The organism is Amycolatopsis sp. La24 (assembly GCF_029087445.1).
GTDB lineage: Bacteria > Actinomycetota > Actinomycetes > Mycobacteriales > Pseudonocardiaceae > Amycolatopsis > Amycolatopsis nivea.
In genome coordinates, this window is record NZ_JARACH010000004.1 from 218,193 (window position 1) to 242,215 (window position 24,023).

Below are 24,023 nucleotides of genomic sequence, written 5' to 3' on the forward strand. Positions count from 1 at the left end.
CCGGCCTGCCGCCCCCGTGCGCGGCAGGCCGGAACCCCGCGGCGGTCACCGGGCGAGGGCGCGCAGCGCGGCCTTGTCCGGTTTTCCCGACTCCGCGACCGGAACCTCGTCCAGCACCGTGAACGAAGCCGGAACCGCGGCCTCCCCCAATTCCGCGGCCACCGCCGCCCGCAATTCCTCCGGATCCGGAGTGCGCCCCGGCGCGGCGACCACGAACGCGTGCGCCGCTTCCCCGGTCCGTTCGTCCGGAACCGCGACGACATACGCCTGATCCACGGCGGAATGCGCGGCGAGCGCCCGCTCGATCGGCCCGGTGTAATGGATCACCGCGTTCACGATCACCACATCCCGGGCGCGACCGGTCAAATACAGAAAACCGTTCTTGTCGAGCCGCCCGATGTCCTGAGTACGGACCCAGCCATCGGCCAGCACCGTCCCGCTCAGCGAAGGATCACGCCAGTAGCCCGCGAAAGCCCTTGCGGTACGGGCGAAAACCTCCCCCGTCGTCCCCGCGGGAACCGCACGGCCCGAAGCATCCCGCACCTCCAGCGAAACCCCTTCGACCGGCAATCCGACCGAAGCGATCGCCTCCGGATGCGCCGCCACGTCCGCCGTGTCCAGCACAGTCAATTTCCCGGTCTCGGTCTGCCCGTATCCTTGCCGCAACGCGGGTCCGATTCGCTTGAATCCCTCAGCCAGCAACCCAGGTTCGACCGGAGACCCGGCGACAGTCAGCATTCGGAGCCCGGAAAGATCGATTTCCTCCTCCCGCAGCACATCCAGCATCCGATACAATCGGGGAACCGTCACCAGCGCCGCCGTGATGTCCAACCGCGGCAGAATCCAGGGAAAGTCCGGCAATCCCTCCGGAATCACCGCGGTACCGCCAGCGAGCAAACAAGCCTGCAAATGCAGCACCATCACCGCGCTGCTCAATGTCCCGAACAGCAGAAACCGCCGGTAGTCCGCCGCCGAATCCCCGGCCCGCTGTTCAAGTCCGAACTCCCCCAACGCGTCGAACCGGTACGCGACCCCCTTGGGCACCCCCGTGCTCCCGCTGGTGAACACCACCCAGCCAACGTCCGACGGTTTCCCGCGCGGTACCGGTTCCCCATACGCGGCAAGGAGTTCCGGCCCGATCGGAAGCGTCCGTACCCCCGCCAGCTCCGGCAGTTCGGCGTCGGTCACCACCGCGGCCACCCCGTCCAGCACCGCGTCGAGATGCACCGCGGGCAACCCGGCCCGCACCCCCACCGCCCGAGCCCCCAGCGTCTGCACCGCGATCTGGGCGGCCCAGCCCTCCGGCGTCACCCCGGTCGCGAGCCCGACTCCGTCTCCCTGCCGGATCCCGGCCGCCCGCAGCCCGGCGGCGAACCGGCCGATCAGGTCGAGCACCTCGCCCCGGCGCACCCGCCGCTCCCCGTGCTCGAACGCGATCGCGTCCGGCGCGCGCCGCAGCGAATCCAGCAGGTCTTGGGGAAATGCCATCACACCGTCCTCCCGTCGGGCCAACCCGCCAAGGCGTACCGGAGAGATCTCAGAATCCCCTCAGCGCATGCCGCTCATCGGGAACACCCGCGCGAGACCGGACCGACAGCAAGCCACCGAGCGCCACCACCGCGACCAACCCAAAAGCCGCAGCCAGTGTCCAAAAGTCCGGCCGCACAACCGACTGCCCGCGCATCGCCTGCCACGCCGTAATCGCGACGACCCCCGCGTACCCGGCCGCCCCAGTCCACACCAGCCGACGCCGCACCAGCTCGTGCGACAACACCGGGTACCGCCGGGACAACGCGACCAGCGCCAAAGCAAGCAGCGGCAACGCCTGAATCGCGTGGATCCCGACGAAATGCGGGATCCGCAGGTCCCCGCCGACCGTGCTCCAGCCCAGCAGCGGCAGCCCCGGCCCGCCGTCCTCGAGACCGATCGTGTGCCCGCCGATCATCGCCGGTTTCCCGCCGCCGTCCAGCACCCGCTGCTGCGCCGGGCTGGCCGAGAACATCAGGAGCGCCAACCCCATTCCGCCCGCCGCGAGCGCGGTTCCCCACCGCAGCGCGGACGTCAGCGCGCGGTCCGGCAGCTTCTGGAACAACAGCAGCACTACCACCGCCGCGGTCGCGCCCCACGCGGTGAACGCGCCGGTGGCGAGGATGTTGCCGATCGTGACGTCGGCCGGCGTCGCGTGGTTGAAGTGCAGCGGCCGGTCCTGGAACAGCACCTGCCACACCAGCAGCGCCATGTCCGTGCCCATGCCGACCGCGAACGCCGTGCCCATCCACCAGCCGGCCCGGCGGCCGCGCTTCACCAGCGAAAGCAGCCATGCCAGCGTCGGCGCGTACAACGCCACCGAAACCGCGAATTTGAACGGTTTCGCCCACAGCGGCGCGTTGACGAGCGTGCGATCATCCAGGAGCAGCCCGAACCCGCACGCGACCAGCAGCACCGCCATCGCCCCGGCCAGCACGCCGAGCGGGCGGTGCAGCCGGAACAGTCGTGATCCCCAGGAAGTCATGGGGGTCAGCCTGGCCGCGCGCGGGGCCGCGAGCACTGGCGCCGTCCCCCGTCTTGCCGGTAGGGAGCGCCCCACCTGTGGGTAATAGTGCCGTCAAAGCGACCGGCAGTTGTGCCGTTTGACCACACCCGCTCTTTTTCTAGCGTGACATTCACACCGCGCGGCCCGCCGCGCACCGGGATTTTCCACGAGAGGGAAGGAGGTGGCCCGTCAGATGTCCAGTCCGGGATTCCAGGCAGATTCCGCTGCCATGACGCGCGCCGTCCAGGGCTTCGAGGAAACCGCTTCGAACGCTAAGACGACCATGGCCAGCTTGGAGTCCGAGCTGACCGAGACGCTGCGGAACTACAAGGGCGACCAGGCGGTCGCCTTCTGGGACCTGCAGCGCAGGCTTCAGGAGAAGATGGGCGCCGCCGTCCGGGAGCTCGACACGATGTCGCAGCTCGTGCACACCAGCCACGCGAACTACAACTCGGGCGACTCCGACGTGCACCAGAGCTTCCAGAGCGTCAGCCACACCGTCGAGGGCAACGTGATCCCTCGCCTCAACCCCTGAGAGAGGACAAGACACCATGGCTGACGTCGTAGAAATCAGCTTCGGGGCCCTGCAGCACAGCTCCGCGTCGCTCGCCGCCAAGGCGAAGGCGCTGACCTCCCAGCTGGAGCAGCTGCACCAGAACCTGCAGCCGATCACCCAGACCTGGTACGCCTCGGGCAGCTCCGCCGGTGAAGCGGCGCGCGCGTCCGAGACCCGGCTCCGCCAGGCGACCGCCGACATCGTCGCGATCATCGCGCAGTTCGGCACCAAGGTCGGCGACGCCCACGATCTCCAGCACCAGCTGGAGAACCGCAACCAGGGCCTGTTCGCCTGATCCGGCCCCGACGCCGGCCGTCCGGGGCGGGACCACCCCCCGCCCGCTCCGGACGGCCGGCTTTCCCGCGTCCTGCCGCACGAGAGGTCACCGGCCGATGCCCGACCAGTCGTACTACGTCCACCTGGAATCGCTGACGGACTTCGTCCGGGAGCTGGAAACCCAGATCCACGCGATGTCCCGGCCGAACGACTTCCTGCGCACCCTCGGGGAGCATCCGCTGCTGTTCGGGGAGTTCGGGGAAGCCGCTTCGCTCGCCGACGCCCACCGCGCCGCGGTCGCCGAGATGCAGGGCCTGCTCGAGCAGGTCCGCGGGGCGATCACGTTCGCGCAGGACGTCACCACCACCGTCGCCGACGGATACGCCCAGGCCGACCAGTCGGTCGCGGGCGACCTGCACCAATCGGGTCAGCAGACCGGTCTGCTCGACCCGCTTTTTTCGTTGCTGGGCCTTGATTCTTCAGGGGGTAAGAACGCATGAGCGGGCCTCGCACCAACTTCGCCGGCTACACCCACCAGCAGCTCTACGCGATGCTGCAGGCGGGCGATCCGACCACCGCGCGCGCCGCGGCCGAACAGTGGAGTTCAGCCTCGCGCGGGCTGTACGACCAGGCCGAGAACCTGTCGGACCAGCTCACCGACTTCTCCAGCTCGTGGACCGGCGGCGCGGCCGACCAGTACCGGACCATGATGACCGACCTGGTCGGCGGCATCCGCAAGGTCGCGGTCACCGCGCAGGGCATGCGCGACATGCTGGAGGACGCCGCGGACGCGCTGGTCAAGGCGAAGGCCGAGATGCCGCCGCCGGTCGCGGTGCCGGACGTCTCCCCCGCCGACGTCGCGCTCGCGGTCAACCCGCCGCTGCTCCCGGCGGACACCCCGCCGGCCACGATCATCGCCGCGACGCAGCAGCGGCAGCAGGCGATCGCCAACGTCGAAGCGCAGCAACAGGCCGCCAACGCCGCCGGCTCCGCGCACGCGAAGGCGATCGTCGTCATGAACAACCTCGCGACGAATTACGACACCGCCGAGGACTCGATCCCGGTCTCGCCCAACGCGGCCGCCCCGCCGCCCAAGCCGGTCCCCGGCGGCGGCGCTTCGACCGGCGGCACCGGCGCGATCGGCAACACCCCGGACGGCGGCACCGCGGTCGGCGCGCCGGTCGATTCGCACCCGCTGCCCACCGACGGCACGCAGGTTCCGGGCTCTTCGCAGCCCGGACACCCGGCGCAGAATCCGGGCAGCCCGCTGTTCGGCGACATGTTCACCGCCGGTCTCGCGGCCGCGTCCGCGGCGGCGTTCGGCCGATTCGGGTCGATCATGCCGAAGGTTCCGCCGTGGGCCTCGGGCAAGGACAAAGACAAGGACGGCAAGGACAAGGAGCAGGACGTGCCTCCGGGCACGAAGCTCGGCGGCGGAGCCGGTCCCGCGGGCGGTGGCGGCGGCGGGATCCCGGTCGGCGGCGGGGAAGCCCCGTCGATCGACGGCGGCGGCATTCCGTCCGGCGGCGGTCTGAGCGGTGCCGGGGAAGCTCCGGCCGCGCACTCCGGGCTCGCCGGGAACGCGCAGTCGAACGTCCTCAGCGGACTCGCGGGCGGCGCCGCCGGGGCAGCGGGCGCGGCGGCCAAGAGCGCCATGCCGATGATGCCCATGATGCCGATGGGCGGCATGGGCGCGGGCGGTGACCTGGGCTCGGGCCGCCGGATCCCGGCGTGGCTCGTCGAAACCGAGAACGTGTGGGGCCAGCAGGCTCCGGTCGCGCCCTCGGTCATCGGCGAAGAGCCGGCCGACCAGCCGTGACCGACGGCTACCGGGTCGCACCGGCGAAACTCGCCAGTGCGGCGTCCGAATTGGACACTCGCGCCGGGGCGCTCCGGACCGTTCAGCAGGCCGTGGCGGGCGAACGAATCCCCGCCACGGCCTTCGGCCAGGTGTCCGCGTCGTCCGGATGTGCCGCCGGGCTCGCGAAAACGCTCAACGCACTCGCCGCGGACGTCGACCAGCGCGTCGTCCGCGCCCAGGTCCTTCGCGACGGCCTCACGGCTTCGTCCGCGGGCTACCGGCGCGCCGACGAGCAGGTGGCGGCGATGTACCGTTCGCTGCTGCCCGAAGACCCGGTGCCGGCAGCCGGGAAATCGGCCGCGAGCGGCGGCTGGGCCGGGACCATCGCGGCCAACCGGATGAAGGTGTCCGACGCGCTCGCCGCCGAACGGACCCGCCTGGCCGGACTGTCCGATCCGGACGCCATCGCCCGCTCGAAGCGGCGGATCGCGTTGTACCAAAGCATTATCGACGACCACCGGCAGATCCTGCGGTTCGATCCGTCCGGCAACGGCCGGATCGCCGAACTGGTCGGCACGATCCAGCCGGGCACGCGCAACGTCGGGCTGTTCGTGCCCGGCGTGCACACCCGGATGGACACCTTCCAGTCCTACGCCGACCTCGGCCGCAGCCTCGTCGCCGCCGACCCGAGCGGCCGGACCGCGATGGTCGTCTGGGCCGACGGCGTGTTCCCGCAGAACGTGACCACCGAGGGCGCCGAAGCCAGTTACGCACAGACAATGGCCCCGAACCTCAAGGCGTTCGGCGACGAACTGCGCGGCCAGGTCGACTCCCGGACCGGCGGCGCGGCCACGATCACCGCGATCGGCCACAGCTACGGCGGCGCCACCGTCGGGCTCGCTGACCAGCAAGGCTTGCCAGTGGACCGGGTGCTGCACGTAGAGTCGGCGGGCATGGGACACGGCGTATGGAGCCCAGCAGACCTGCCGCCGAGCCAAGCCGGCGTGCAGCGGTACTCGATGACCGCCCCGCTGGACCCGATCATCCTCGCCCAGGGCAACGCCGGGGCACTGGAATGGACCGGCATCGGCCACGGCGCCGACCCGGATACCTTCCCTGGCGTCACTGATCTGACCACCGGCCGCGACGCCGCCGGAAACGTGCAGTGGGGCCTGTCCTCGCACAGCGGCGTGCTCAAGCCGGGTTCGGATTCGTGGGAGAACATCTACGGCGTGCTGACCGGCGACCACGTCACCGAAGCGCCCGTGCCGGTTCCGGCGGTGCTGCCGTGATCACGCGCGAGTTGAAGGATCTGGCTGCTGAGCTGACGAACGTCATCGACAGCGTCGCCGCCGCGTTCGGCTCGCGCGCACTGCCCACAGTGGACGGTGAGCTGGACTGCGATCCCGCGCAGCCGGGGCATTTGGTGTGCTGGCAATACGGGGTTCGATTGGAGGACAGCCCCGCCGCTCTGCGAGTGCTGACCGAAGCGGTGCGGCCGACGCTGGAAAAGGCGGGCTGGGAATCCTACGACCGCAGCACCTATCGGGAAGTCATCGCACGGTTTTCCCGGGACGGTGCGGATTTCAGCGTGCACATCGCCCGCGACGGACGCGGGGTGGCGATCATCGGCTCGACGCGTCTCGTGACTGTCGATCCCGATTAGAACCGCGACCCCGCCCAACCGCCTCGTGAGTGCCTATGCCGGTTAGAACCGGCACCGCCGCTCACGACGCCCGAAACCGCGACGGCCGCCACCCACGCCGCCGCCCCCGCCGGAACGCCGCCACACCAATCCCCGCCCCAGCAGCCACCACAACCCCACCCACCGCAACAACTCCAGCCGCCACATCAGACCTCGGCCGAACCTGCGCCGCAGCCGGAACCACCGCAGGCAATTCAGACCGCACCGCAGCCGCACTCGGACCAGGCGCGTTGGCGGGCAACGTGGAAGACACCGCAGCGTAAGCGTCGAGCATTCCCCAACCGCGGCGCGGATCGTGCGCCCCGGACGGCGGACGGGAAGCGGTGAGCATCAACCGGTTCACCACTTCCTCGCCTTTCAGCTCCGGATGCGCCGAACGAACCAGCGCCGCCACCCCGGCGACATACGCCGCGGCGAGGCTCGGGTCGGTGATCGGCCAGCGATGCGCGACCGCGCCCCCGCCGCCGGCCGACGTGCTCACCAAATTCGCGCCAGGCGCGGCGATTCCGAGGTAATCCCCGGCTTCGGACTGCACCGGCGCGCCGGATTCGTCCGTCGAACCGACCGCGAGGACGCCCTTCGAAGCAGTCGGATAAGTGTGCGCCCCTTGCTGAGTCGCCGCCGCGGCCGAAATCACCACGGCCCCGCGCGACTTCGCGTGGTCGAGCGCCGCACCGAGCGCTGGGCTGTCCGAACCCGCCGGGACCGCCACGAGAATCACTCCCGCGCCGCGGTCGACCGCCGTGTCGATCGCGCCCGCCAAAGCACCCGGATCACCGCCGCCGTCCGACGATGAACCGTTGCTTTCGGTGTAGCGCAAGGGAAGCAGCTTCACCCCCGGTGCGACACCGGTGAAAGTGGTCTCGTTCGCCGGCTGCGCACCGACGATGCCCGCGGCGATCGTGCCCCGACCGTCGCAATCGGAATCCGCGGTGCCGGCGCCGCCGAGCACCTGTCCGGGCCCGAATTGCGCGTTCTGCTTGTCGACCCCGGTGCCGATCACCGCGACGGTCTGGCCCTCACCCCTGGTCAGCGCCCACAGCCGCGGCGGGTTGACCAGCCGCTGCCCCCAGGACACCGCCCCGGTGTACGGACCGGACGGATTCGCGCACGAAGCCGCTCCGGCCGAGGCGGCCGTGACGGGCAGGCCGAGCGCCACGAGCGCGGCCACCGCTCCGGCGGCAATTCCCCGCACCGCGGCCCCCTCCCCTTGTCGGACAAGGAGATTCTAGTGGAGAGCGGGCCGCGGCGACAGGGTTACCGCAGGTCCATCCCGAGGTCGAGAGCCGGCGAGGAATGCGTGAGCCCGCCGACGGACAGGTAGTCCACTCCGGACTCGGCGTACGGTCGCGCACGGTCGAGCGTCAGCCCGCCGGAGGACTCCAGCCGCGTCTTCGGCGACACTTCATTCCGCCGCGCGACCGCCTTCACGCACTCCTCCGGCGTGAAGTTGTCGAGCAGCACCTCGTCCGCCTCGGCGGCCAATGCCTCGTCCAACTGGGCCAGATCGTCCACCTCGACCTCGCACGCCAGCTGCGGCGCGAGTTCCCGGGCCGCCGCCAGCGCCGCGGTGACCGAACCGGCCGCGACCACGTGGTTGTCCTTGATCAGCACCGCGTCGCCGAGACCCATCCGGTGGTTCACGCCGCCGCCGCATCGCACCGCGTACTTCTGCAGCAGCCGCAACCCCGGGATCGTCTTGCGCGAATCCCTTACCGCAGCACCGGTTCCCTCGATCGCGGACACCCATGCCGCGGTCGCCGTCGCCACTCCGGACAGCAGGCACAACAGGTTCAGCGCCGTGCGCTCCGCCGTCAGCAGCCCGCGCACCGGACCGCGCAGCACGAGCACCGGCTCCCCCGCGACGGCGGGCGAACCGTCCTCGCGGATCGAGACCACCTCGTAGTCGGAGCCGAGCACCTCGTCGAAAACCGCCAGCGCCACCGGAATCCCGGCCACGACCCCGGCGACGCGCGGCGTCAGCTCGGCCACCGCGCGGGCGTCCGCCGGGACCGTGGACGCCGTCGTCGCGTCCGGCCCGTACCGCAAATCCTCTTCCAGCGCGGTGGTCACGACCCGCCGGACGTCGGCGACGTCCAGCCCGTCCACCACCAATGCCCGCACGACTGCTTCCGAGAATTCCCCGCTCATGCCACCCCTTCCAACGACGCCGCCTCGACCAGCACCGGCTGTCCCGACGGGCTCAGCCGGATCAGCTGGCTCCGCCGCAACCCTTCGACCCGCTCCGGGAAGTCCGTCCGCACGTGACATCCCCGCGATTCCGTCCGCCGCTCCGCCGCCGCGAGCAACGCCTGTGCCGCCACGGTGAGCGCCGCGTCCTCCACTGCGGAATGCGTCCACAGCGGACTGTCCTTTGTCGACAAGTCGAGCGCCGAGCCCGCCGCGGCGAGGCCGTCCGCGTCCCGGCCGATCGCCGCGTACCGGCTCATCACCCGTTGCAGCACATCGCGTTCCGCCGCCGGCGCGGTGGTCCGTTCCGGAATCCGGCCGCGTGAAGGATCCGGCAGCAGCCCAGCGGCCAGATCCGCAGCAACCGCCTCCGCCGCCCGCTGCCCGACGACCAACCCTTCGAGAAGACTGTTGGACGCCAACCGGTTCGCCCCGTGCAGCCCGGTGCGAGCCACCTCGCCCGCCGCGTACAGCCCGCGCACCGTCGATCGTCCGTCCACAGTGGCCACCACGCCGCCGCACGCGAAGTGCGCCGCGGGGGTCACCGGAATCGCGTCCACCGCCGGGTCGATTCCCAGCACCGCGCACGCCGCGTGCACCGTCGGGAACCGCTTCGCGAACCCGGGAATGCCGGTGGCGTCAAGGAAAACGTGATCGTCGATGCCGCCGGGAGCCAACGCCTGCCGCCGGGTGATCGCCGCCGCCACGACGTCGCGCGGAGCCAGATCGCCGAGCGGATGCACCCCGGCCATCACCGACGCGCCCGCGCCGTCCACGAGCGTCGCCCCCTCGCCGCGCACTGCCTCCGTGACGAGCGGACACCGCCCGCGCGCACCCGGCGTGTACAGCACCGTCGGGTGGAACTGCACGAACTCGATGTCGGCCACCGCCGCACCGGCGCGCAATGCGAGCGCCAGCCCGTCACCGGTCGCGATTTCGGGATTGGAGGTCGCCTGGTACAGCTGCCCGTACCCGCCGCTGGCCAGCACGACCGCGGACGCGCGCACCACCCCGGGCACGCCGTTGCGGTCGAGCACCGTCACCCCGGCCACCTCACCCGCGGACGTGCGCAGCGCGTCGACCGCGATGTGGTGCTCCAGCACCGGAATCCGCCGTTCGCCGGCCTGCACGACGAGCGCGCGCTCGACCTCCGCACCGGTCGCGTCGCCACCCGCGTGGATGACCCGGAACGCGCTGTGCCCACCCTCGCGTGCCCTTGCCAGTGCACCCGCGCTGTGGTCGAACACCGCGCCGTTCTGCCGCAACTCGGTGACCGCCGCCGGACCACCGCCGACGATCGACCGCACCGCGTCCTCGTCGCAGAGCCCGGCTCCAGCGGTGAGCGTGTCCGCCGTGTGCTTCTCGACCGTGTCGCCCTCGTCGCGCTCGCCGTCCAGCACCACGGCCACGCCGCCCTGCGCCCACCGGGTGTTGCCGTCGGCGACCGCCGCCTTCGTCACGATCAGTACGTGCAGCCCGAGTTCGCGGGCCCGCAGCGCCGCCGACAACCCGGCGACGCCGCTGCCGATCACGACTACATCGGCCCGGGCTTCCCACCGCGGATTTGGTGAGGTTTTCGCCTCATCGGCGTTAACTAGGCCGCTCATTCCCCACCGCCAGGCTGCCCGATTTCGATCATCCGCTGCACCGAGGCGCGGGCCCGCGAGGCCGTCTCCGGGTCGACGTGGACCTCGTCCGCGCCCTCGGTGAGGCTCCGCAGCAGCGCGGCCGGGGTGATCATCTTCATGTACCGGCACGACGCCCGGTCGTTCACCGCGCGGAAGTCGATCTCCGGCGCGGCCTTGCGCAGCTGGTGGATCATGCCGATCTCGGTGGCCACGAGCACCGAGGTCGCCTTGGTGTCGCGCGCCGCGTGCACCATGTCGCCGGTGGACAGGATCTTGACCCGCTCCGGGGCCACCGCACCCTCTCCGGCCAGGTAAAGCGCCGAGGTCGCGCAGCCGCATTCGGGGTGGATGAACAGGTCGGCGTCCGGGTTCTCCTCGGCGCGCGCGGCCAGCTCGGCCCCGTTGATGCCGGCGTGCACGTGGCATTCCCCAGCCCAGACGTGCATGTTCTCGCGCCCGGTCACGCGCTTGACGTGCGCGCCGAGGAACTGGTCCGGCAGGAAGAGAACTTCCTGGTCAGCCGGGATGGAAGCGACCACGTCGACCGCGTTCGACGACGTGCAGCAGATGTCCGTCTCGGCCTTGACCTCGGCCGTCGTGTTCACGTACGACACGACCACCGCGCCCGGGTGCTCGGCCTTCCATTCGCGCAGCTGAGCGCCGGTGATGGAGTCGGCGAGCGAGCAGCCTGCCCGCGCGTCCGGGATCAGCACCGTCTTCTCCGGGGCCAGGATCTTCGCGGTCTCGGCCATGAAGTGCACGCCGCAGAAGACGATCGTGGACGCGTCGCTGCTGGCCGCGATGCGGCTGAGCGCCAGAGAGTCGCCGGTGAAGTCCGCGATGTCCTGGATCTCCGGGACCTGGTAGTTGTGCGCGAGCAGCACCGCGTCGCGCTTGCGGGCGAGCTCCCGCACGCGGGCGGCCCAGTCGGCGTCCGCCTCGACCCCGCCGTAAGGGGTCAGATCCTGGTCAAGCGTGGTGGTCATGTGTTCGGCCCTCTCGAGAATCGCCGGCCTCGGAACCGGATCGACCCCGGTTCCTCCCCAACCCGGTTTTCGCCTTATAATCGAAAACCGTGCGAAGCCATCTTAACACCCGAGCCCCCCTCGCCCACGAGGTTCTGGCGGCAGTCCTTCAAGTGCGCTCGGACACACTGCGCGTGCTTCTGTGGCGCCGAGCGCTCGATCCGCACCTGGGCCGCTGGTCGCTCCCCGGCGGCCGATTGCGCCCCGACGAGGACGTCGAAACCTCCATCCGGCGGCAGCTCGCGGAGAAGGTGGACGTCCGCCAGCTGAAGCACGTCGAGCAGCTCGCCGTGTTCAGCGCCCCCGACCGCGTCCCCGGCCCCCGCGTCGTAGCCACCGCGTTTCTCGGGCTGGTCCCCTCCGACGTCGACCCGGCCGTCCCCGAAGACACCGAGTGGCACGACGTGAACGCCCTGCCCCGCACCGCCTTCGACCACGAGGCGATCGTCCTGCGCGCCCGCGACCGCCTGCGCTCGAAACTGAGCTACACCAACCTCGGTTTCGCGCTGGCCCCAGAGGAATTCACCATCTCGGCGCTACGAGGCCTGTACTCCGCCGCACTCGGCTACAAAGTGTCCGCGACGAACCTGCAACGCGTGCTCCAACGGCGTGGCCTGCTGGTCCCCACGGGCCACACCGCGGCCCCCGGCCGGACCGGCGGACGACCTGCGGCGCTGTTCTCTTTTGCCGCGAAAGACATGCACATCACCGACCCTTTCGCGGTCCTGAAGCCCCCGCCGCGACGGTAAACACGAACTGCGGCGGGGCTCCGCAGCCCGTACCGTGGACGCCGTGACCGAGTCTGAGCAGTGCCCCAGCGGAACGGCGACCCTGCCGTTGTTCCCGCTGCAGACCGTGCTGCTCCCCGGGACGCACCTGCCGCTGCACATCTTCGAACCGCGCTACCGGCAGCTCACCGCGGACCTCGTCACGGGCAACGTCCCGGAACACGAGTTCGGCGTGGTCGCCCTGCGCGCCCCGCTCGTCCGCGAGGTCAGTGGTTTGGACCACGTGTACAGCGTGGGCTGCAGCACGATCCTCCGCGAAGCGAAACGCCTCCCCGACGGCCGCTACGACGTAGTCACCCGCGCAGCCCGCCGCTTCCGCCTGCGCGAACTGCACCGAGCGTCCGCGCCGTACCTGATGGCCGTGGTCGACTGGCTCCCCGACGACCCAGTACCCGCCACCGCGGAGTCAACGGCCCGCCAACTGGCCGACGTAGCGAGAGGCGCCCACCAGCGATACTGCGAAGCCGCCTGGCACGCAGACGACTGGCGCCCACCCCACGACGACGCCGACCTGGGCGAACTCGCCTACCAGCTAGCCGCCGACTGCCTCCTCCCGCTGGAAGACCGGCAGCTGCTGCTGGAGGAAACGCACCCGCTGCGCCGCCTGCGCATCGCCTGCCGCCTGCTAACCCGAGAAGCCGGTTTCCTGGAAACCCTGGGCACCGTACCGCTGCCGCCGACCGAACTGGCGACCTTCACCAAACCCGCAGACCTGAACTAGCTCTCCCCCGGGGTTGCGCCTGCCGTGAGGGCCACCCTCATTGCCCCTGATTCCCACAGGGTTCCCCTCACGCCCTCCCGCGCGCCGTGAAGGACCCCTTCACGTACCTAGATTCCCTCAAGGAGCCCTTCACGGCCCGCCCCACCCGCCGCCGCAATTGCGCCCCAATGTGGCATTCGGTGCATCCCACGCACCCAATGCGGCATTCGGTGCATCCCACGCACCCAATGTGGCATTCGGTGCGTCACATGCACCCAATGTGGCATTCGGTGCGTCACATGCACCCAATGCCACATTGGGGCGCTAAACCGCCACCGCGAACCCCACCGCAACCCACCACCCAAGCCGCGCACCTACCGCAGCCGATGCACCCAACGAAGAAAGGCACCCACGCCCCCCACAACCCCGATACGAAGCCAAAAACACGGGCGGCGGGTGCTTGTCAAGGCATCTTTCCCGCCTTGACAAGCACCCGCCGCCCGTAGTCACAATCAAGCTGAGGGGTGGTGGGCCCACCTAGAAACGCAATGTCGCCGCCAGGCGACGAGCCGAGGTCACCCCAACCGCCGCCCAAGATCCTCCCGCCCATTCCACGCCGTCATCAACGCATAAACCAAACACGTCACCAACGGCGCAGCCAGCACCACCCACCCAGTCTCCAGCCGAGGCGCCTGCTCGATCACCGCCCCCAACGCAGGCGGCGCGTCCACCGAATACTTCGAATTGGCGAACGCAGGCCCCATCTGCGTCCCCAGCCAAGCCGCGACCAACGCCCCGCCAGCAGCAGCCACCAAAACAACGGGCCCCCGCCGCTCCCGCAGGAACCACACCACCAGCCCGATCAACAACCCAGCAGCCATCGCCAGAAACCCGAACACCGCCAGATCGTCGAACCGATGCCAGCTCTCCAACTCCAGGGGCGCCAGCTGACCGTTGGTCCCGATCACCCGCACCTTCTCCGCCGGAGCCAGCAGCGACCACAACCACCCCAGCGGAATCCCCAGCAACGCAGCAGTCGAGAGAACGCTCACCGCGGGAAGCAGATCAGCCTTCACCACCACCCGCGGCCGCTGCGGCGGAAACAACACCGGCACCGACCACCCCTCGGCCACCGCCGAAGACCGGTGTGCCGAAGACCGATGCGCCGCCTTGCCCGCGGAATCGACCACCCGAGGCTCCCTTCCCTGCGCGTGTGCGGAACTGAGGGTAACCGGTTGCCTCGCGTCCGACCGCCGCGACTCGTGTCTGATTGCCCCGAGTCCGCGAAGAAATCGCCTTCACCCGGCCCGCGAGCCGATGAGATCGCTCAATCCGCGCGGCGCTAGTTCTGCGCGGAAGCAGCAGCCGTGAACGCCTCGGGATCGAACTCCCCGCCGAACCACGGCGACAACCCCTGCCGAGCCTGCTCGGCGAAGGTCTCCCGGTCCGCCGCGCCCAGCCCAGCCGGAAGAACCCCCAGCAAGGGCGCGCCGCCAGCGACCGGCAGATCCCGAAGATTCTCCAAAGCCGCCAGATCCGGATCCGCCGGCCAGGACCCGATGATGACCCCCACGACATTCAGCCCACGCCGAGTAGCCACCTCGGCGGTCAACGCAGTCGTGTTGAGCGTCCCCAGCCCGGCTTGCGCGACGAGAACCACCGGCGCTCCCAGTGACCACGCGACATCCGCCAGCGTGCTCCCCTGCGAGTCGAACCGGACCAGCAGCCCGCCCGCGCCCTCGACCAGGGTCAGGTCGTGCGCCGCGTCCAGGTCGCTGGCCGCGGCGGCGATCTCCCCTGGCCCGACAGTCGGGAGCCCGGAGCGCCGGGAAGCGGCTTCCGGGGACAACGGATCCGGATACCGCCGCAGCTCCCGGATCGTCAGGTCCTTGCCTGCCAGCCGCACCACCTCGGCGAGGTCTCCCGCCTCGCCGGGGAGCACGCCGGTCTGCGCGGGTTTCAGCACCGCGACGCGTTGTCCCTGCGCGAGGGCCAGCGCCGCGATCGCCGCGGTGGCGACCGTTTTGCCGACGTCGGTCCCGGTTCCGGTCATCACGAGCGTCGTCACGAGCCATCAAGATATTGCCGTGCTCCCCGATGTCAACACTCGGGGCTCCCTCGCGCGCACCCGGGGGCACGCGCGAGGGCCCGGGTCAGCCGGCCGGGGCCGCCGCGGGCGCTCCCGCGGCCACGAACTCGCCCTTCGCCGGATCGGCCAGGTACACCTGCGCCTCGCCCACGTCGAAGTACAGCCCGGTCAGCGCCAGCTCGCCGCGCGCTTCGGCCTCGGCCACCAGCGGGTACTGCCGCAGGTGCGTCAGTTGCTGCAGGACGTTGTGCAACGCCAGCCGGTCCGGTTCGCGCTCCGGCCGTTCCCCGTCGAGGGTCACCGCGCCCGCCCGCTTCCGGCTCGGTTCGGCGTGCACCAGCCAGGACGCGAGCGCCGTGTCCGCGGGCGGACCGCTGGCCAGTGCGCCCATCGCACCGCACGAGGAGTGCCCGCACACCACGATTTCCCGCACTCCCAGCACCCCGACCGCGAATTCGATCGCCGCGTTGGTGGACGGATCCGCCTGACCCGGCGGCACCAGGTTGCCGATGTTGCGGATGGTGAACAGGTCGCCCGGACCGGACGTGGTGATCAGGTTCGGCACGATCCGCGAATCACCGCACGTGATGAACAGCGTGTGCGGTTCTTGCGCGTGCGCGAGCCCGCTGAGGACGTCCTTGAGCAGCGGTGCGGCCCGGCGCTGGAATTCGGTCGCGCCCCGGTGCGTGCGCTGCCCGGGGACCCGCACGTCCGCGGCCTGCCAAGCCGACCACGGTGCCAGCCACCTCGGCATCGCACCGGCCGCCGCGGTGCGCCGGAGCGTCGGACGGCCTTCCTTGCCCTTCGCGAACCACGGATGCCCGATCTCGTCGACGACCACCGTGCCGCCGGTCCGTTCGTGCGCCTGCTGCCAGGCGGAAAGGCTCTCGAACGCCGCGTGGTCGAGGTAATCGGCGACCAGCTCCAGCGTCACCTTCGAGCCCGCCGGGATCGTGCCGAGCACCTTCGTCAGCCGCGGCACGGACAGAAACGTCAGCACGCCTTCGACAATCACGCGCCATTCGCCGCCGTGATGCTCGGCGTGCACGCCCGACCACACGGTGCGGCGCAGCATCAGCAGCACCGCCAGCACGATCCCGGCGAGCACGCCGGTCAGCAGGTCGAACACGACCACTCCGGCGACGGTCACCAGGTAGAGCGGCAGATCGCCGTGGCGCAGCACCTGCCGCAGATGACCGGGGTTCACCAGCTTCGCGCCGACGTGCACGAGCAGCCCGGCCAACGCGGCCAGCGGAATGGACTTCAGCACCCCGGCGAGCGCGACCACGAACACCAGCACCCACACGCCGTGCAGGATCGCCGACGCCCGCGTGCGCGCCCCGGCCGCGACGTTGGTGGAACTGCGCACGATCACGCCGGTCACCGGCAGACCGCCGAGCGAGCCGGACACCATGTTCGCCGCGCCCTGACCGATCAGCTCGCGGTTCAGGTTGGCGCGCGGACCGTTCTGCAGTTTGTCGACCGCGACCGCCGACAGCAGGCTTTCGACGCTGGCGATCAGCGCGATCGTGATCACCGCGACCGCGACCTGGCCCCATCCGCCGTCCGGCAGTTGCGGCGCGAAGCGGATCTGCAGCAGGTCGCCGGACAGTTCGACGCGCGGCAGCGTCATCCCGGCGACCAGGGACACCGCCGTCGCGACCGCGATGGCCGCCAGCGGTCCGGGGATTTTCCTTACCGCAGCGGGAAGTTTGGGCCAGGCCAGCAGGATGGCGAGGGTCAGGATGCCGATCAGGGCGGCGGCGTCGTGGTGCGCGGCGATCTGCGCGGGCAGCTGGGCGATGTTCTCCAGCGCCGAACTCTGCGCCTTCCCGCCGAACAGCACGTGCAGTTGGCCGAGCACGATCGTGATGCCGATCCCGGCGAGCATCCCGTGCACGATCGCCGGCGAGATCGCCAGCGCCGCCCGCGCGACCCAGCTCAGGCCGAACAGGATCTGCAGTGCCCCGGCGAGGACGGTGATCAGGCAGGTGACCGCCCAGCCGAAGGTCGAGATCGTCTCGGCCATCAGCACGGTCAGCCCGGCGGCGGGCCCGCTGACCTGCAGCGGAGAGCCGCCGAGGGCACCGGCGACCACGCCGCCCACCACGGCGGCGATCAGCCCGGCAACGATCGGCGCGCCGGACGCGAGGGCGATCCCGAGCGAAAGCGGGACCGCGACGAGGAAAACCACGAGCGAGGCGGGCACGTCGTGGCGAAGCACGGCAAGTCGTCTCATGATCACCAGGAAACCGGGATCCCTGTGAAATGTCCGCTATGTACCACTCTATGGAGTGGATCTTTATCGAATTACCCACGATCGGGTTGCGCGACCCGGCAAGATCCACTACAGGCAGCCACGCCAAACCCGAAGTAACCTCAGGCCTTCGCCGCGGCGGCCCGCATCGCCGACGTGATCACCGCGAGGTCCGCGTCCGTGCTGAGGTACGGCGGCATCGCGTAGATCAGATCCCGGAACGGCCGCAGCCACGCCCCTTCGGCGGTCACCACTTCCGTCGCGACACCCATGTCCACCTCGTGGTCCAGCTGCAGCACGCCGATCGCGCCCAGCGCCCGCACGTCCACGACGTGCGGCAGCTCCCGAGCCGGCTCGAGCCCTTGGCGCAGCGCGGTTTCGATCCGCTCGACGTCGGCCTGCCAGCGGCCTTCGGCCAGCAAACCGAGCGACGCGTTGGCGACCGCGGAAGCCAGCGGATTCCCCATGAACGTCGGGCCGTGCGCGAGCACCGGAAGCTCGCCGCGCGTGATGCCGTCGGCGATTTCGGGCGTGCACAACGCGGCGGCCATCGTGAGGTAGCCGCCGGTGAGCGCCTTGCCGACGCACAGCACGTCGGGCGTCACGCCGGCGTGCTCGGCCGCGAAAAGCCTTCCAGTGCGGCCGAATCCGGTCGCGATCTCGTCGAACACCAGCAATACGTCGTGTTCCCGAGTCAGCTCGCGCAGCGCGCGCAGGTAACCGGGATGGTGAAACCGCATGCCGCCCGCGCCCTGCACCACCGGTTCCACGATCACCGCGGCCAGTTCGTCCGCGTGCTGCTCGAGAGCCTTCGCCAGTTCGTCCACATAGGACTCATCGACCGGCACGTCGAACCCGGACGGCGGCGCGGGCACGAAAACCTGTTCCGGCAGCACTCCCCGCCACAGCGAATGCATGCCGCCGTCGGGATCGCAGACGCTCATCGGCGTGAACGTGTCGCCGTGGTAGCCGCCGCGCCAGGTCAGCAGCCGGTGTTTGCCGGGCAGCCCGCGGGAACGCTGGTACTGCAGGCACATTTTCACCGCGACCTCGACCGAAACCGAGCCCGAATCGCACAGGAACACGTGCTCGAGCCCGTCCGGGGTCATCTCGACGAGCGTCTTCGCGAGCGTGATCGCCGGTTCGTGGGTGAGCCCGCCGAACATCACGTGGCTCATCCGCCCGGCCTGCTCGGCCAATGCCGCGTCGAGCACCGGGTTCCGGTAGCCGTGCACCGCCGCCCACCAGGACGACATGCCGTCGACCAGTTCCCGTCCGTCGGCGAGCTTCAGCCGCACCCCGCTCGCCTCTTCCACGAGCAGGGGCGGCACGCGGCCCGGCATCGGCGCGTAGGGATGCCACACGTGGGCGGCGTCGAGGGCGAGGAGGTCGGCAGCACTGGGTTCCACCCGCCGACCCTAACCGGGCGGCGGGCGGCTCCGCAGTGACAGCCGCTACGCCCCGTTCAGCCGCACCGGCAGCGACAGCACGCCGTGCACCAGCGAACTCGGCCGGTAGACGATGTTCTCGGCGGGCACGGCCAGGCTCAGCTCCGGGAACCGCGCCAGCAGCGAGCCCAGCGCGATCTGCGCCTCCAGCCGGGCCAGCGGCGCGCCGACGCAGTAGTGGATGCCGTGCCCGAACGCGAGGTGCCCGCCGGGCGCGCGCGTGACGTCGAGCGTGTCCGGGTCGGGGAACTTCTCCGGGTCGCGGTTGGCCGACAGCAGCGAGATCTGCACGAACTCGTCGCGCGGGACGGTGACGCCGCCCGCCTCGATCTCGTCGACCGTGTAGCGCAGGGTCGCGAAGTTGATCGGCCCGTCGTACCGGAGGAACTCCTCGACCGCACCCGGCAGCAAGCTCGGGTCGGCGCGCAGTTTCTCCGCTTGGTCCGGCGCGCGCAGCAACGCGAACGTGGCGTTGGCGATCAGGTTGACCGTGGTCTCGTGCCCGGCGACCAGCAGCAGGAACGCCATCGAGATCAGTTCGTCCTCGTCGAGCGAATCGCCTTCGTCGCTGGCGTGCACGAGGTCCGACAACAGGTCTTCGGCCGGTTCGGCGCGCTTGCTCTCGACCAGTTGCTGCAGGTAGTCGTGCATGTCGCGCGCCGCCGCGGCCTGTGCCTCGTGGTCCTCGGAGAACGACAGCAGCAGGTGCGACCAGGCGGTGAACTGGCCGCGGTCCTCGACGCGCACGCCGAGCAATTCGCAGATGACGGTGATCGGCAGCGGCTCGGCGAACGCCTGCACCAGGTCGACCTGCTCGTGCCGGGCCATCTCGTCCAGCAGCGTGTCGGCGATCTCCTGGATCCGCGGCCGCAGCCGCGCGACGGTGCGCGCGGTGAACGCCTTGTTCACCAGCTTGCGCAGCCGGGTGTGGACCGGCGGATCGCTGTTGAGCATGTGCCGGGTGAGCAGGTTGCCGAACTCCGGCACCTCGACGTCCTGGCCGATTTTCGCCGCGTACACCCGGTGCACGTCGGCGCTGTCCTTGCTGATCCGGGGATCGTTGAGCAGCTCGCGCGCCTGCTCGTATCCGCCGACCAGATACGACGGGATTCCGCGGCGGGCGGTGATCGGGCAGACCGCGCCGGATTCGCGCCGCTGGGCGAGCCATTCGTGCGGGCGCTGCCAGAATTCCGCGTCCGCGTAAGGGATTTCCTCGGTGTGTTCGTCGACGCTCACTGCTGGAACCCCCTGGGCAGTTCGGTCAGCGTTCGGCCAATGCCGCCTCGACGCGCTCGACCACTTGTTTCCAATATGCCCGCTGCTCGGCCTTTTCCGCCACGTCCGCGAGCTGTTCCTGGCGGATCTTCAGCGTGCTGCGCTTGCCGAGATCCGCGACCTCGAGCTCCAGCAAGGAATCGTGGTCCCAGTCCGTCGGACGCCACGTGAGCCGCAGCCGGTCATCGGAATAGCTGCGGATTTCGCCGGTCGTGCCGTGTTCGGTCTCGTAGCCCGCCCCGCGTTCGCGAGGCAGGTCGACGCCGGGGCCGAGCCAGATCTCCACCCCGTCCCCCACCAGGAACTCCCACACCCGGCTGCCCGGGTACGGCATCGTGCGGGAAACGGCTGTCTCCCAACCACTCCGCCCGGTCTTGCCCTCCTCGTTGGCCATGCCGCCATCATGGCATCGGGGACCGACGGAAACCGGTGCGGGATCATGCGATCGTGCGCTACCGCCCCATCTCCCCCGACGCCCTCGCCGCCGAGCTGACCGAGCGCGTCGACGCGCTCACCCACCGCAGGCGAATCGCCGTCGCCGTCGACGGAGCGGCCGGGACCGGCCCGCTCGCGGAGGCGTTGACCGACCCGCTGAAGCTGCTCGGCCGGGCCGCGCTGCACGTGCCCGCCCGCGGTTTTTTGCGACCAGCGTCACTCCGTTTCGAGCACGGGAAACAGAATCCGGACGCGCGGTATACCGATTGGCTCGATTTAGGCGGTCTGCGCCGGGAAGTTCTGGACCCGCTCGCCGACGACGGAAGCGGCGAAGTCCTGCCCGCGCTGTGGGACGCCGAACGCGACCGGGCGACCAGATTGCCGCGCGTCCCGGTCCCGGACCGAGGCGTCGTCCTGGTCGACGGAGAGTTCTTGCTGGGCGCGGGATTGGCGTTCGATTTCGTGGTGCATTTGTGGCTTTCGCCGGGTGCGCTGCGCCGCCGCGTGTCCGACGAATGGGCGCTGCCCGCCTACGAACGCTACGAAAACGAAGTCGACCCGAGCGCCCTCGCGGACGTCGTGGTCCGCATGGACGACCCGCGCCATCCGGCTATCTACGAGCCCTGAACCTGGGTCAGCGCACCGCCGCCACCGGATCGCCGTCCAGGAGCGTCGAGAGGCGCTGCGCCATCGTGTCCCAGCGCCAGCTCTCGGCGACCCACGAACGGCCCGCCTCGCCCATCCTGCGGGCGCGGACCGGGTCGGACAGGAGGGCCGCGAGGGTCTCCGCGAGCTGGCCCGGGTCGCGGCCGTCGACGACGTGCCCGGTCACCTCGTCCAGCACCGCCTCCGGCGCCCCGCCGGACGTGCCCGCGACCACCGGCAGCCCGGTCGCGGACGCCTCCAGGTAGACGATGCCGAGCCCTTCCACGTCGAGCCCCTTGCCGCGCGTGCGGGCAGGCATCGCGAAGACGTCGCCCGCGTTGTAGTGCGCGGGCAGTTCCTCCCACGGCACCGAGCCGGTGAAGACCACGTCGTCGGCCACCCCCAGCGCGCCAGCCAGCTGGTTGAGCCGCTTGCGATACGGCCCGCCACCGACGAGCAGCAAAGCCGCGCCAGGCACGCGCTCCCGGATCGCGGGCAGCGCAGAGATCAGCATGTCCTGGCCCTTGCGCGGAACCAGCCGCGAAACGCACACGACGGTCGGCCGGTCGCCAAGCCCGTGCCGAGCCCGGATTTCCTCGCGACCAGCCGGGTCCGGCGCGAAAACCGTGGTGTCGACCCCGCTCGGCAGCATTTCGAGCCCAGCATGCCGCCCGAACGCAGCAGCGAACCGGTTGCGCGTGTACTTGCTGACATACGTGACGACGTCCACCGTCTCGCCGATGCGCCGCAGCGCTTGCCGGGAGCCAGGAAGCATCGACCAGCCGACTTCATGCCCGTGCGTGGACGCGACGATCCGGCGCGCACCGGCCTGCCGCAACGGATGCCCGAGCAGCGCGAGCGGAGCGGCCGCACCGAACCAGACGGCCTCACAGTCGCGAGCGCGCATGATCTGCTTCGCGCGCCGCAGGACGTCGGGGGTGGGCAGCATCAGCGACGTCGGATGCCGCACGACTTCGAACGGAGCGGCCGCGTCGAACTCGACGTGCGAGCCGCTGCTGCGCTCCCAGGAGGGCGCGTAAACGACGAGGTCGTCCGCGGGCAGCCGGGTGGCCAGCGAATTGAGGTAATTCTGGATACCCCCGGGGCGCGGCGGGAAGTCGTTCGTCACGAGCAGGGTCCTCAGCACCCCCGCAGGCTACCGACGAGCGATTGCGCGGGCCCGTCGCGGTGAAGCGGGAACGTGCGGCAGCCTGCCCTGCTCGGGCTGGATCTTGGCCGCTTTCTCCGGTTGGCGGGCGCAGTCTCGGCGACGAAACCGACGCGCGGCTCGGCTTGATCCGCCACTCGCCCGCGCACCGGCCCATCACCGGGTAGTCGGCGCAGAGTCCCAAGCACGAAACCCCTGAACCGTCCCCACAAAAAACACCGGGGCGGCACCGCGCAATGCGGCACCGCCCCGGTGGGAGCGAGAGCGTCCGGTCAGGCGACCCGGCGGGCGCCCACGTACTGGCTCTGCAGCGGCGAGATCTTGACGACGTCGCCGGTGGTCGGCGCGTGCACCATCATCCCGTTGCCGATGTACATGCCCACGTGCGAGACCGGCGTGTAGTAGAACACCAGGTCGCCGGGCTGCAGCTGGCTGCGCGGGACCGGCGTGCCGGTCTGGCTCTGCTGCTGGCTCGAGCGCGGCAGCGAGATGCCGGCCTGCCGGTAGGCCCACTGCATGAGGCCCGAGCAGTCGTACGAGCTCGGCCCGGTGGCGCCCCACTCGTAGGGCTTGCCCCGCTGGCTCAGCGCGGCCTGGACGGCAGCCGCCGCGGCCGGGCCCGCGTTCGCGAGGTCCACCGAGATGTCGCCGCCGGTGTCCTTCTGCGCGTTGCGGTCGGCCGCGCTCAGCGCCGACGAGGTCTTCTTCAGCTCGGCGACCTGGTCGTCGAGCGACTTCTTCTTGGCCGTGATGTCCTCGGTCAGCTTCGCCGCCGCGTCGCGCGCCGCGGTGGCCCGCTGTGCGGCGTCGGCGGCCAGCTTCTCGGCGGACTTGGCCTGGTCGACCGCGCCCTGGAGCTTCTCCAGCGCGACGGCCTTCTGCGAGGCGATCTGGTCCAGCGCCGACGAACGGTCGAGGAACTCCTGCGTCGACGTGCCCGCCAGCAGCGCGGACAGCTTGTTCATCTGCACGCCGGACAGGAACGACGCGTTCGCGAACTTGTCGACGTCGACCTTGTACTTCTTCTCGTTCTCGGCGGCCTGCGCGGAGAGGTTGTGGGCGTTGCCCACGTCCGCGTTGGCCTTGTCGAGGTCGCCCTGGCGGGCAGTGAGGTCGTCCTTGGCTTTCAGGAGGTCCTCGTTCGCCTTCTCCGCCTGCGCCGCGAGGTCGCGGTACTTGGCGAGAGCGTCCGAACCGGAGTCCGGCGGGGCCTGGAGGACGGGGAGGGGGGAAGCGGCTGCGGTGCCCGCTGGCTGCGCCACGGCGACGACTGCGATCACCGAGGCGGCCGCGAGGGCGCCTGACACCACGCGCTTGACTGGATGCGACTGCACGGCCGCGCGGGTCTCCTTTGCTCGTCGGGCCGCCGTGGCCGGAACCCCGGCGCGGAAGAGGTCGGGGGCCCTCTTCGCGCACGCTGCCCGTCCGCGTTCCGGCCGTCGTGTGCCACAACAGCTTTTCCCGCGCACGGTGATTGGTTCCGGTCCTGACTCCCCGACAAAGC

The 24,023-nt window shown here is 70.5% G+C and carries 23 protein-coding genes; 9 read left to right on the forward strand and 14 right to left on the reverse strand.

Features of this window, described 5'->3' with window-relative positions; genetic code table 11:
- Positions 1–45: 45 nt before the first annotated feature.
- Entirely contained in the window at positions 46–1,488 is a 1,443-nt protein-coding gene (locus PUT80_RS07745) for a long-chain fatty acid--CoA ligase (RefSeq protein WP_275291527.1), read from the reverse strand.
- A 49-nt stretch (positions 1,489–1,537) separates the two neighbouring features.
- Complete coding sequence (locus tag PUT80_RS07750) at positions 1,538–2,512, reverse strand: hypothetical protein (RefSeq protein WP_275291528.1); 975 nt, start codon at positions 2,510–2,512, stop codon at positions 1,538–1,540.
- A gap of 214 nt (positions 2,513–2,726) precedes the next feature.
- On the opposite strand from PUT80_RS07750, the gene PUT80_RS07755 reads away from it, so the two are divergent.
- The 6 genes from PUT80_RS07755 to PUT80_RS07780 all read left to right on the forward strand — a co-directional run bounded on the left by PUT80_RS07755 (position 2,727) and on the right by PUT80_RS07780 (position 6,832).
- Entirely contained in the window at positions 2,727–3,068 is a 342-nt protein-coding gene (locus PUT80_RS07755; protein ID WP_078870305.1) for a WXG100 family type VII secretion target, read from the forward strand.
- A gap of 16 nt (positions 3,069–3,084) precedes the next feature.
- On the forward strand, positions 3,085–3,384 hold the full coding sequence (locus PUT80_RS07760) for a hypothetical protein (RefSeq protein WP_037809581.1): 300 nt from the start codon (positions 3,085–3,087) through the stop codon (positions 3,382–3,384).
- Positions 3,385–3,481: 97 nt separating this feature from the next.
- Positions 3,482–3,865, forward strand: coding sequence for a hypothetical protein (locus PUT80_RS07765; RefSeq protein ID WP_043828864.1), 384 nt, complete (start codon positions 3,482–3,484; stop codon positions 3,863–3,865).
- Positions 3,862–5,184: a WXG100 family type VII secretion target gene (locus PUT80_RS07770; RefSeq protein ID WP_275291529.1), complete on the forward strand. Its 1,323-nt coding sequence runs from the start codon at positions 3,862–3,864 to the stop codon at positions 5,182–5,184. The genes PUT80_RS07765 and PUT80_RS07770 overlap by 4 nt, the downstream gene beginning before the upstream one ends.
- The gene (locus tag PUT80_RS07775; protein WP_275291530.1) at positions 5,181–6,458 is read left to right on the forward strand and encodes an alpha/beta hydrolase; all 1,278 of its coding nucleotides are present in this window, start codon (positions 5,181–5,183) and stop codon (positions 6,456–6,458) included. The genes PUT80_RS07770 and PUT80_RS07775 overlap by 4 nt, the downstream gene beginning before the upstream one ends.
- Positions 6,455–6,832, forward strand: coding sequence for a hypothetical protein (locus PUT80_RS07780; protein WP_275291531.1), 378 nt, complete (start codon positions 6,455–6,457; stop codon positions 6,830–6,832). The genes PUT80_RS07775 and PUT80_RS07780 overlap by 4 nt, the downstream gene beginning before the upstream one ends.
- 61 nt (positions 6,833–6,893) lie before the next feature.
- Here PUT80_RS07780 and PUT80_RS07785 read toward each other — a convergent pair whose 3' ends face one another.
- The 4 genes from PUT80_RS07785 to nadA all read right to left on the reverse strand — a co-directional run bounded on the left by PUT80_RS07785 (position 6,894) and on the right by nadA (position 11,675).
- A complete protein-coding gene (locus PUT80_RS07785) occupies positions 6,894–8,066 on the reverse strand; it encodes a S8 family serine peptidase (protein ID WP_275291532.1) in 1,173 nt (390 codons plus the stop codon).
- Positions 8,067–8,128: 62 nt separating this feature from the next.
- Positions 8,129–9,022 (reverse strand): carboxylating nicotinate-nucleotide diphosphorylase, encoded by an 894-nt coding sequence (nadC, locus tag PUT80_RS07790; RefSeq protein ID WP_043828856.1) that lies wholly within the window; start codon positions 9,020–9,022, stop codon positions 8,129–8,131.
- On the reverse strand, positions 9,019–10,668 hold the full coding sequence (locus PUT80_RS07795; RefSeq protein WP_275291533.1) for an L-aspartate oxidase: 1,650 nt from the start codon (positions 10,666–10,668) through the stop codon (positions 9,019–9,021). The genes nadC and PUT80_RS07795 overlap by 4 nt, the downstream gene beginning before the upstream one ends.
- Positions 10,665–11,675, reverse strand: a complete 1,011-nt coding sequence (gene nadA / locus PUT80_RS07800) for a quinolinate synthase NadA (protein WP_037809568.1) — start codon at positions 11,673–11,675, stop codon at positions 10,665–10,667. Before nadA ends, PUT80_RS07795 begins: the two co-directional genes overlap by 4 nt.
- 134 nt (positions 11,676–11,809) lie before the next feature.
- Here nadA and PUT80_RS07805 point away from each other — a divergent pair, with 134 nt between their 5' ends.
- Together PUT80_RS07805 and PUT80_RS07810 are read left to right on the forward strand one after the other, a co-directional pair.
- On the forward strand, positions 11,810–12,463 hold the full coding sequence (locus PUT80_RS07805) for an NUDIX domain-containing protein (RefSeq protein ID WP_240015912.1): 654 nt from the start codon (positions 11,810–11,812) through the stop codon (positions 12,461–12,463).
- Between the two features lie 43 nt (positions 12,464–12,506).
- On the forward strand, positions 12,507–13,223 hold the full coding sequence (locus tag PUT80_RS07810) for an LON peptidase substrate-binding domain-containing protein (RefSeq protein WP_275291534.1): 717 nt from the start codon (positions 12,507–12,509) through the stop codon (positions 13,221–13,223).
- Between the two features lie 554 nt (positions 13,224–13,777).
- Here the strand turns inward: PUT80_RS07810 and PUT80_RS07815 are convergent.
- The 6 genes from PUT80_RS07815 to PUT80_RS07840 all read right to left on the reverse strand — a co-directional run bounded on the left by PUT80_RS07815 (position 13,778) and on the right by PUT80_RS07840 (position 20,665).
- Entirely contained in the window at positions 13,778–14,392 is a 615-nt protein-coding gene (locus tag PUT80_RS07815; RefSeq protein WP_134665739.1) for a DUF2567 domain-containing protein, read from the reverse strand.
- A gap of 152 nt (positions 14,393–14,544) precedes the next feature.
- Positions 14,545–15,270 carry a dethiobiotin synthase gene (bioD, locus tag PUT80_RS07820; protein ID WP_134733525.1) on the reverse strand — a complete coding sequence of 242 codons (726 nt, stop codon included), beginning with the start codon at positions 15,268–15,270 and terminating at the stop codon, positions 14,545–14,547.
- A gap of 85 nt (positions 15,271–15,355) precedes the next feature.
- Positions 15,356–17,530 carry a bifunctional SulP family inorganic anion transporter/carbonic anhydrase gene (locus PUT80_RS07825; RefSeq protein WP_275291536.1) on the reverse strand — a complete coding sequence of 725 codons (2,175 nt, stop codon included), beginning with the start codon at positions 17,528–17,530 and terminating at the stop codon, positions 15,356–15,358.
- Positions 17,531–17,670: 140 nt separating this feature from the next.
- A complete protein-coding gene (locus PUT80_RS07830; protein WP_275291537.1) occupies positions 17,671–18,957 on the reverse strand; it encodes an adenosylmethionine--8-amino-7-oxononanoate transaminase in 1,287 nt (428 codons plus the stop codon).
- Positions 18,958–19,002: 45 nt separating this feature from the next.
- The gene (locus PUT80_RS07835; RefSeq protein WP_134733529.1) at positions 19,003–20,232 is read right to left on the reverse strand and encodes a cytochrome P450; all 1,230 of its coding nucleotides are present in this window, start codon (positions 20,230–20,232) and stop codon (positions 19,003–19,005) included.
- A 25-nt stretch (positions 20,233–20,257) separates the two neighbouring features.
- Positions 20,258–20,665 (reverse strand): SRPBCC domain-containing protein, encoded by a 408-nt coding sequence (locus PUT80_RS07840; RefSeq protein ID WP_078870303.1) that lies wholly within the window; start codon positions 20,663–20,665, stop codon positions 20,258–20,260.
- A gap of 53 nt (positions 20,666–20,718) precedes the next feature.
- Between PUT80_RS07840 and PUT80_RS07845 the strand changes: the two genes are divergently transcribed.
- Positions 20,719–21,333 (forward strand): uridine kinase, encoded by a 615-nt coding sequence (locus PUT80_RS07845; protein ID WP_037810047.1) that lies wholly within the window; start codon positions 20,719–20,721, stop codon positions 21,331–21,333.
- 7 nt (positions 21,334–21,340) lie between these two features.
- On the opposite strand, the gene PUT80_RS07850 is transcribed toward PUT80_RS07845, so the two are convergent.
- Both PUT80_RS07850 and PUT80_RS07855 read right to left on the reverse strand, forming a co-directional pair.
- Positions 21,341–22,498, reverse strand: coding sequence for a glycosyltransferase family 4 protein (locus PUT80_RS07850; RefSeq protein ID WP_275291539.1), 1,158 nt, complete (start codon positions 22,496–22,498; stop codon positions 21,341–21,343).
- Positions 22,499–22,791: 293 nt separating this feature from the next.
- A complete protein-coding gene (locus tag PUT80_RS07855) occupies positions 22,792–23,853 on the reverse strand; it encodes a C40 family peptidase (RefSeq protein ID WP_037809557.1) in 1,062 nt (353 codons plus the stop codon).
- Between the last annotated feature and the right edge of the window lie 170 nt (positions 23,854–24,023).

What these genes read in the sequence shown, in the direction of transcription:
- PUT80_RS07745 (WP_275291527.1), bottom strand. Translation starts at nt 1,488, where the DNA reads ATGGCATTTCCCCAAGACCTGCTGGATTCGCTGCGGCGCGCGCCGGAC.
- PUT80_RS07750 (WP_275291528.1), bottom strand. Translation starts at nt 2,512, where the DNA reads ATGACTTCCTGGGGATCACGACTGTTCCGGCTGCACCGCCCGCTCGGC.
- PUT80_RS07755 (WP_078870305.1), top strand. Translation starts at nt 2,727, where the DNA reads ATGTCCAGTCCGGGATTCCAGGCAGATTCCGCTGCCATGACGCGCGCC.
- PUT80_RS07760 (WP_037809581.1), top strand. Translation starts at nt 3,085, where the DNA reads ATGGCTGACGTCGTAGAAATCAGCTTCGGGGCCCTGCAGCACAGCTCC.
- PUT80_RS07765 (WP_043828864.1), top strand. Translation starts at nt 3,482, where the DNA reads ATGCCCGACCAGTCGTACTACGTCCACCTGGAATCGCTGACGGACTTC.
- PUT80_RS07770 (WP_275291529.1), top strand. Translation starts at nt 3,862, where the DNA reads ATGAGCGGGCCTCGCACCAACTTCGCCGGCTACACCCACCAGCAGCTC.
- nadC (WP_043828856.1), bottom strand. Translation starts at nt 9,022, where the DNA reads ATGAGCGGGGAATTCTCGGAAGCAGTCGTGCGGGCATTGGTGGTGGAC.
- PUT80_RS07795 (WP_275291533.1), bottom strand. Translation starts at nt 10,668, where the DNA reads ATGAGCGGCCTAGTTAACGCCGATGAGGCGAAAACCTCACCAAATCCG.
- nadA (WP_037809568.1), bottom strand. Translation starts at nt 11,675, where the DNA reads ATGACCACCACGCTTGACCAGGATCTGACCCCTTACGGCGGGGTCGAG.
- PUT80_RS07825 (WP_275291536.1), bottom strand. Translation starts at nt 17,530, where the DNA reads ATGAGACGACTTGCCGTGCTTCGCCACGACGTGCCCGCCTCGCTCGTG.
- PUT80_RS07840 (WP_078870303.1), bottom strand. Translation starts at nt 20,665, where the DNA reads ATGGCCAACGAGGAGGGCAAGACCGGGCGGAGTGGTTGGGAGACAGCC.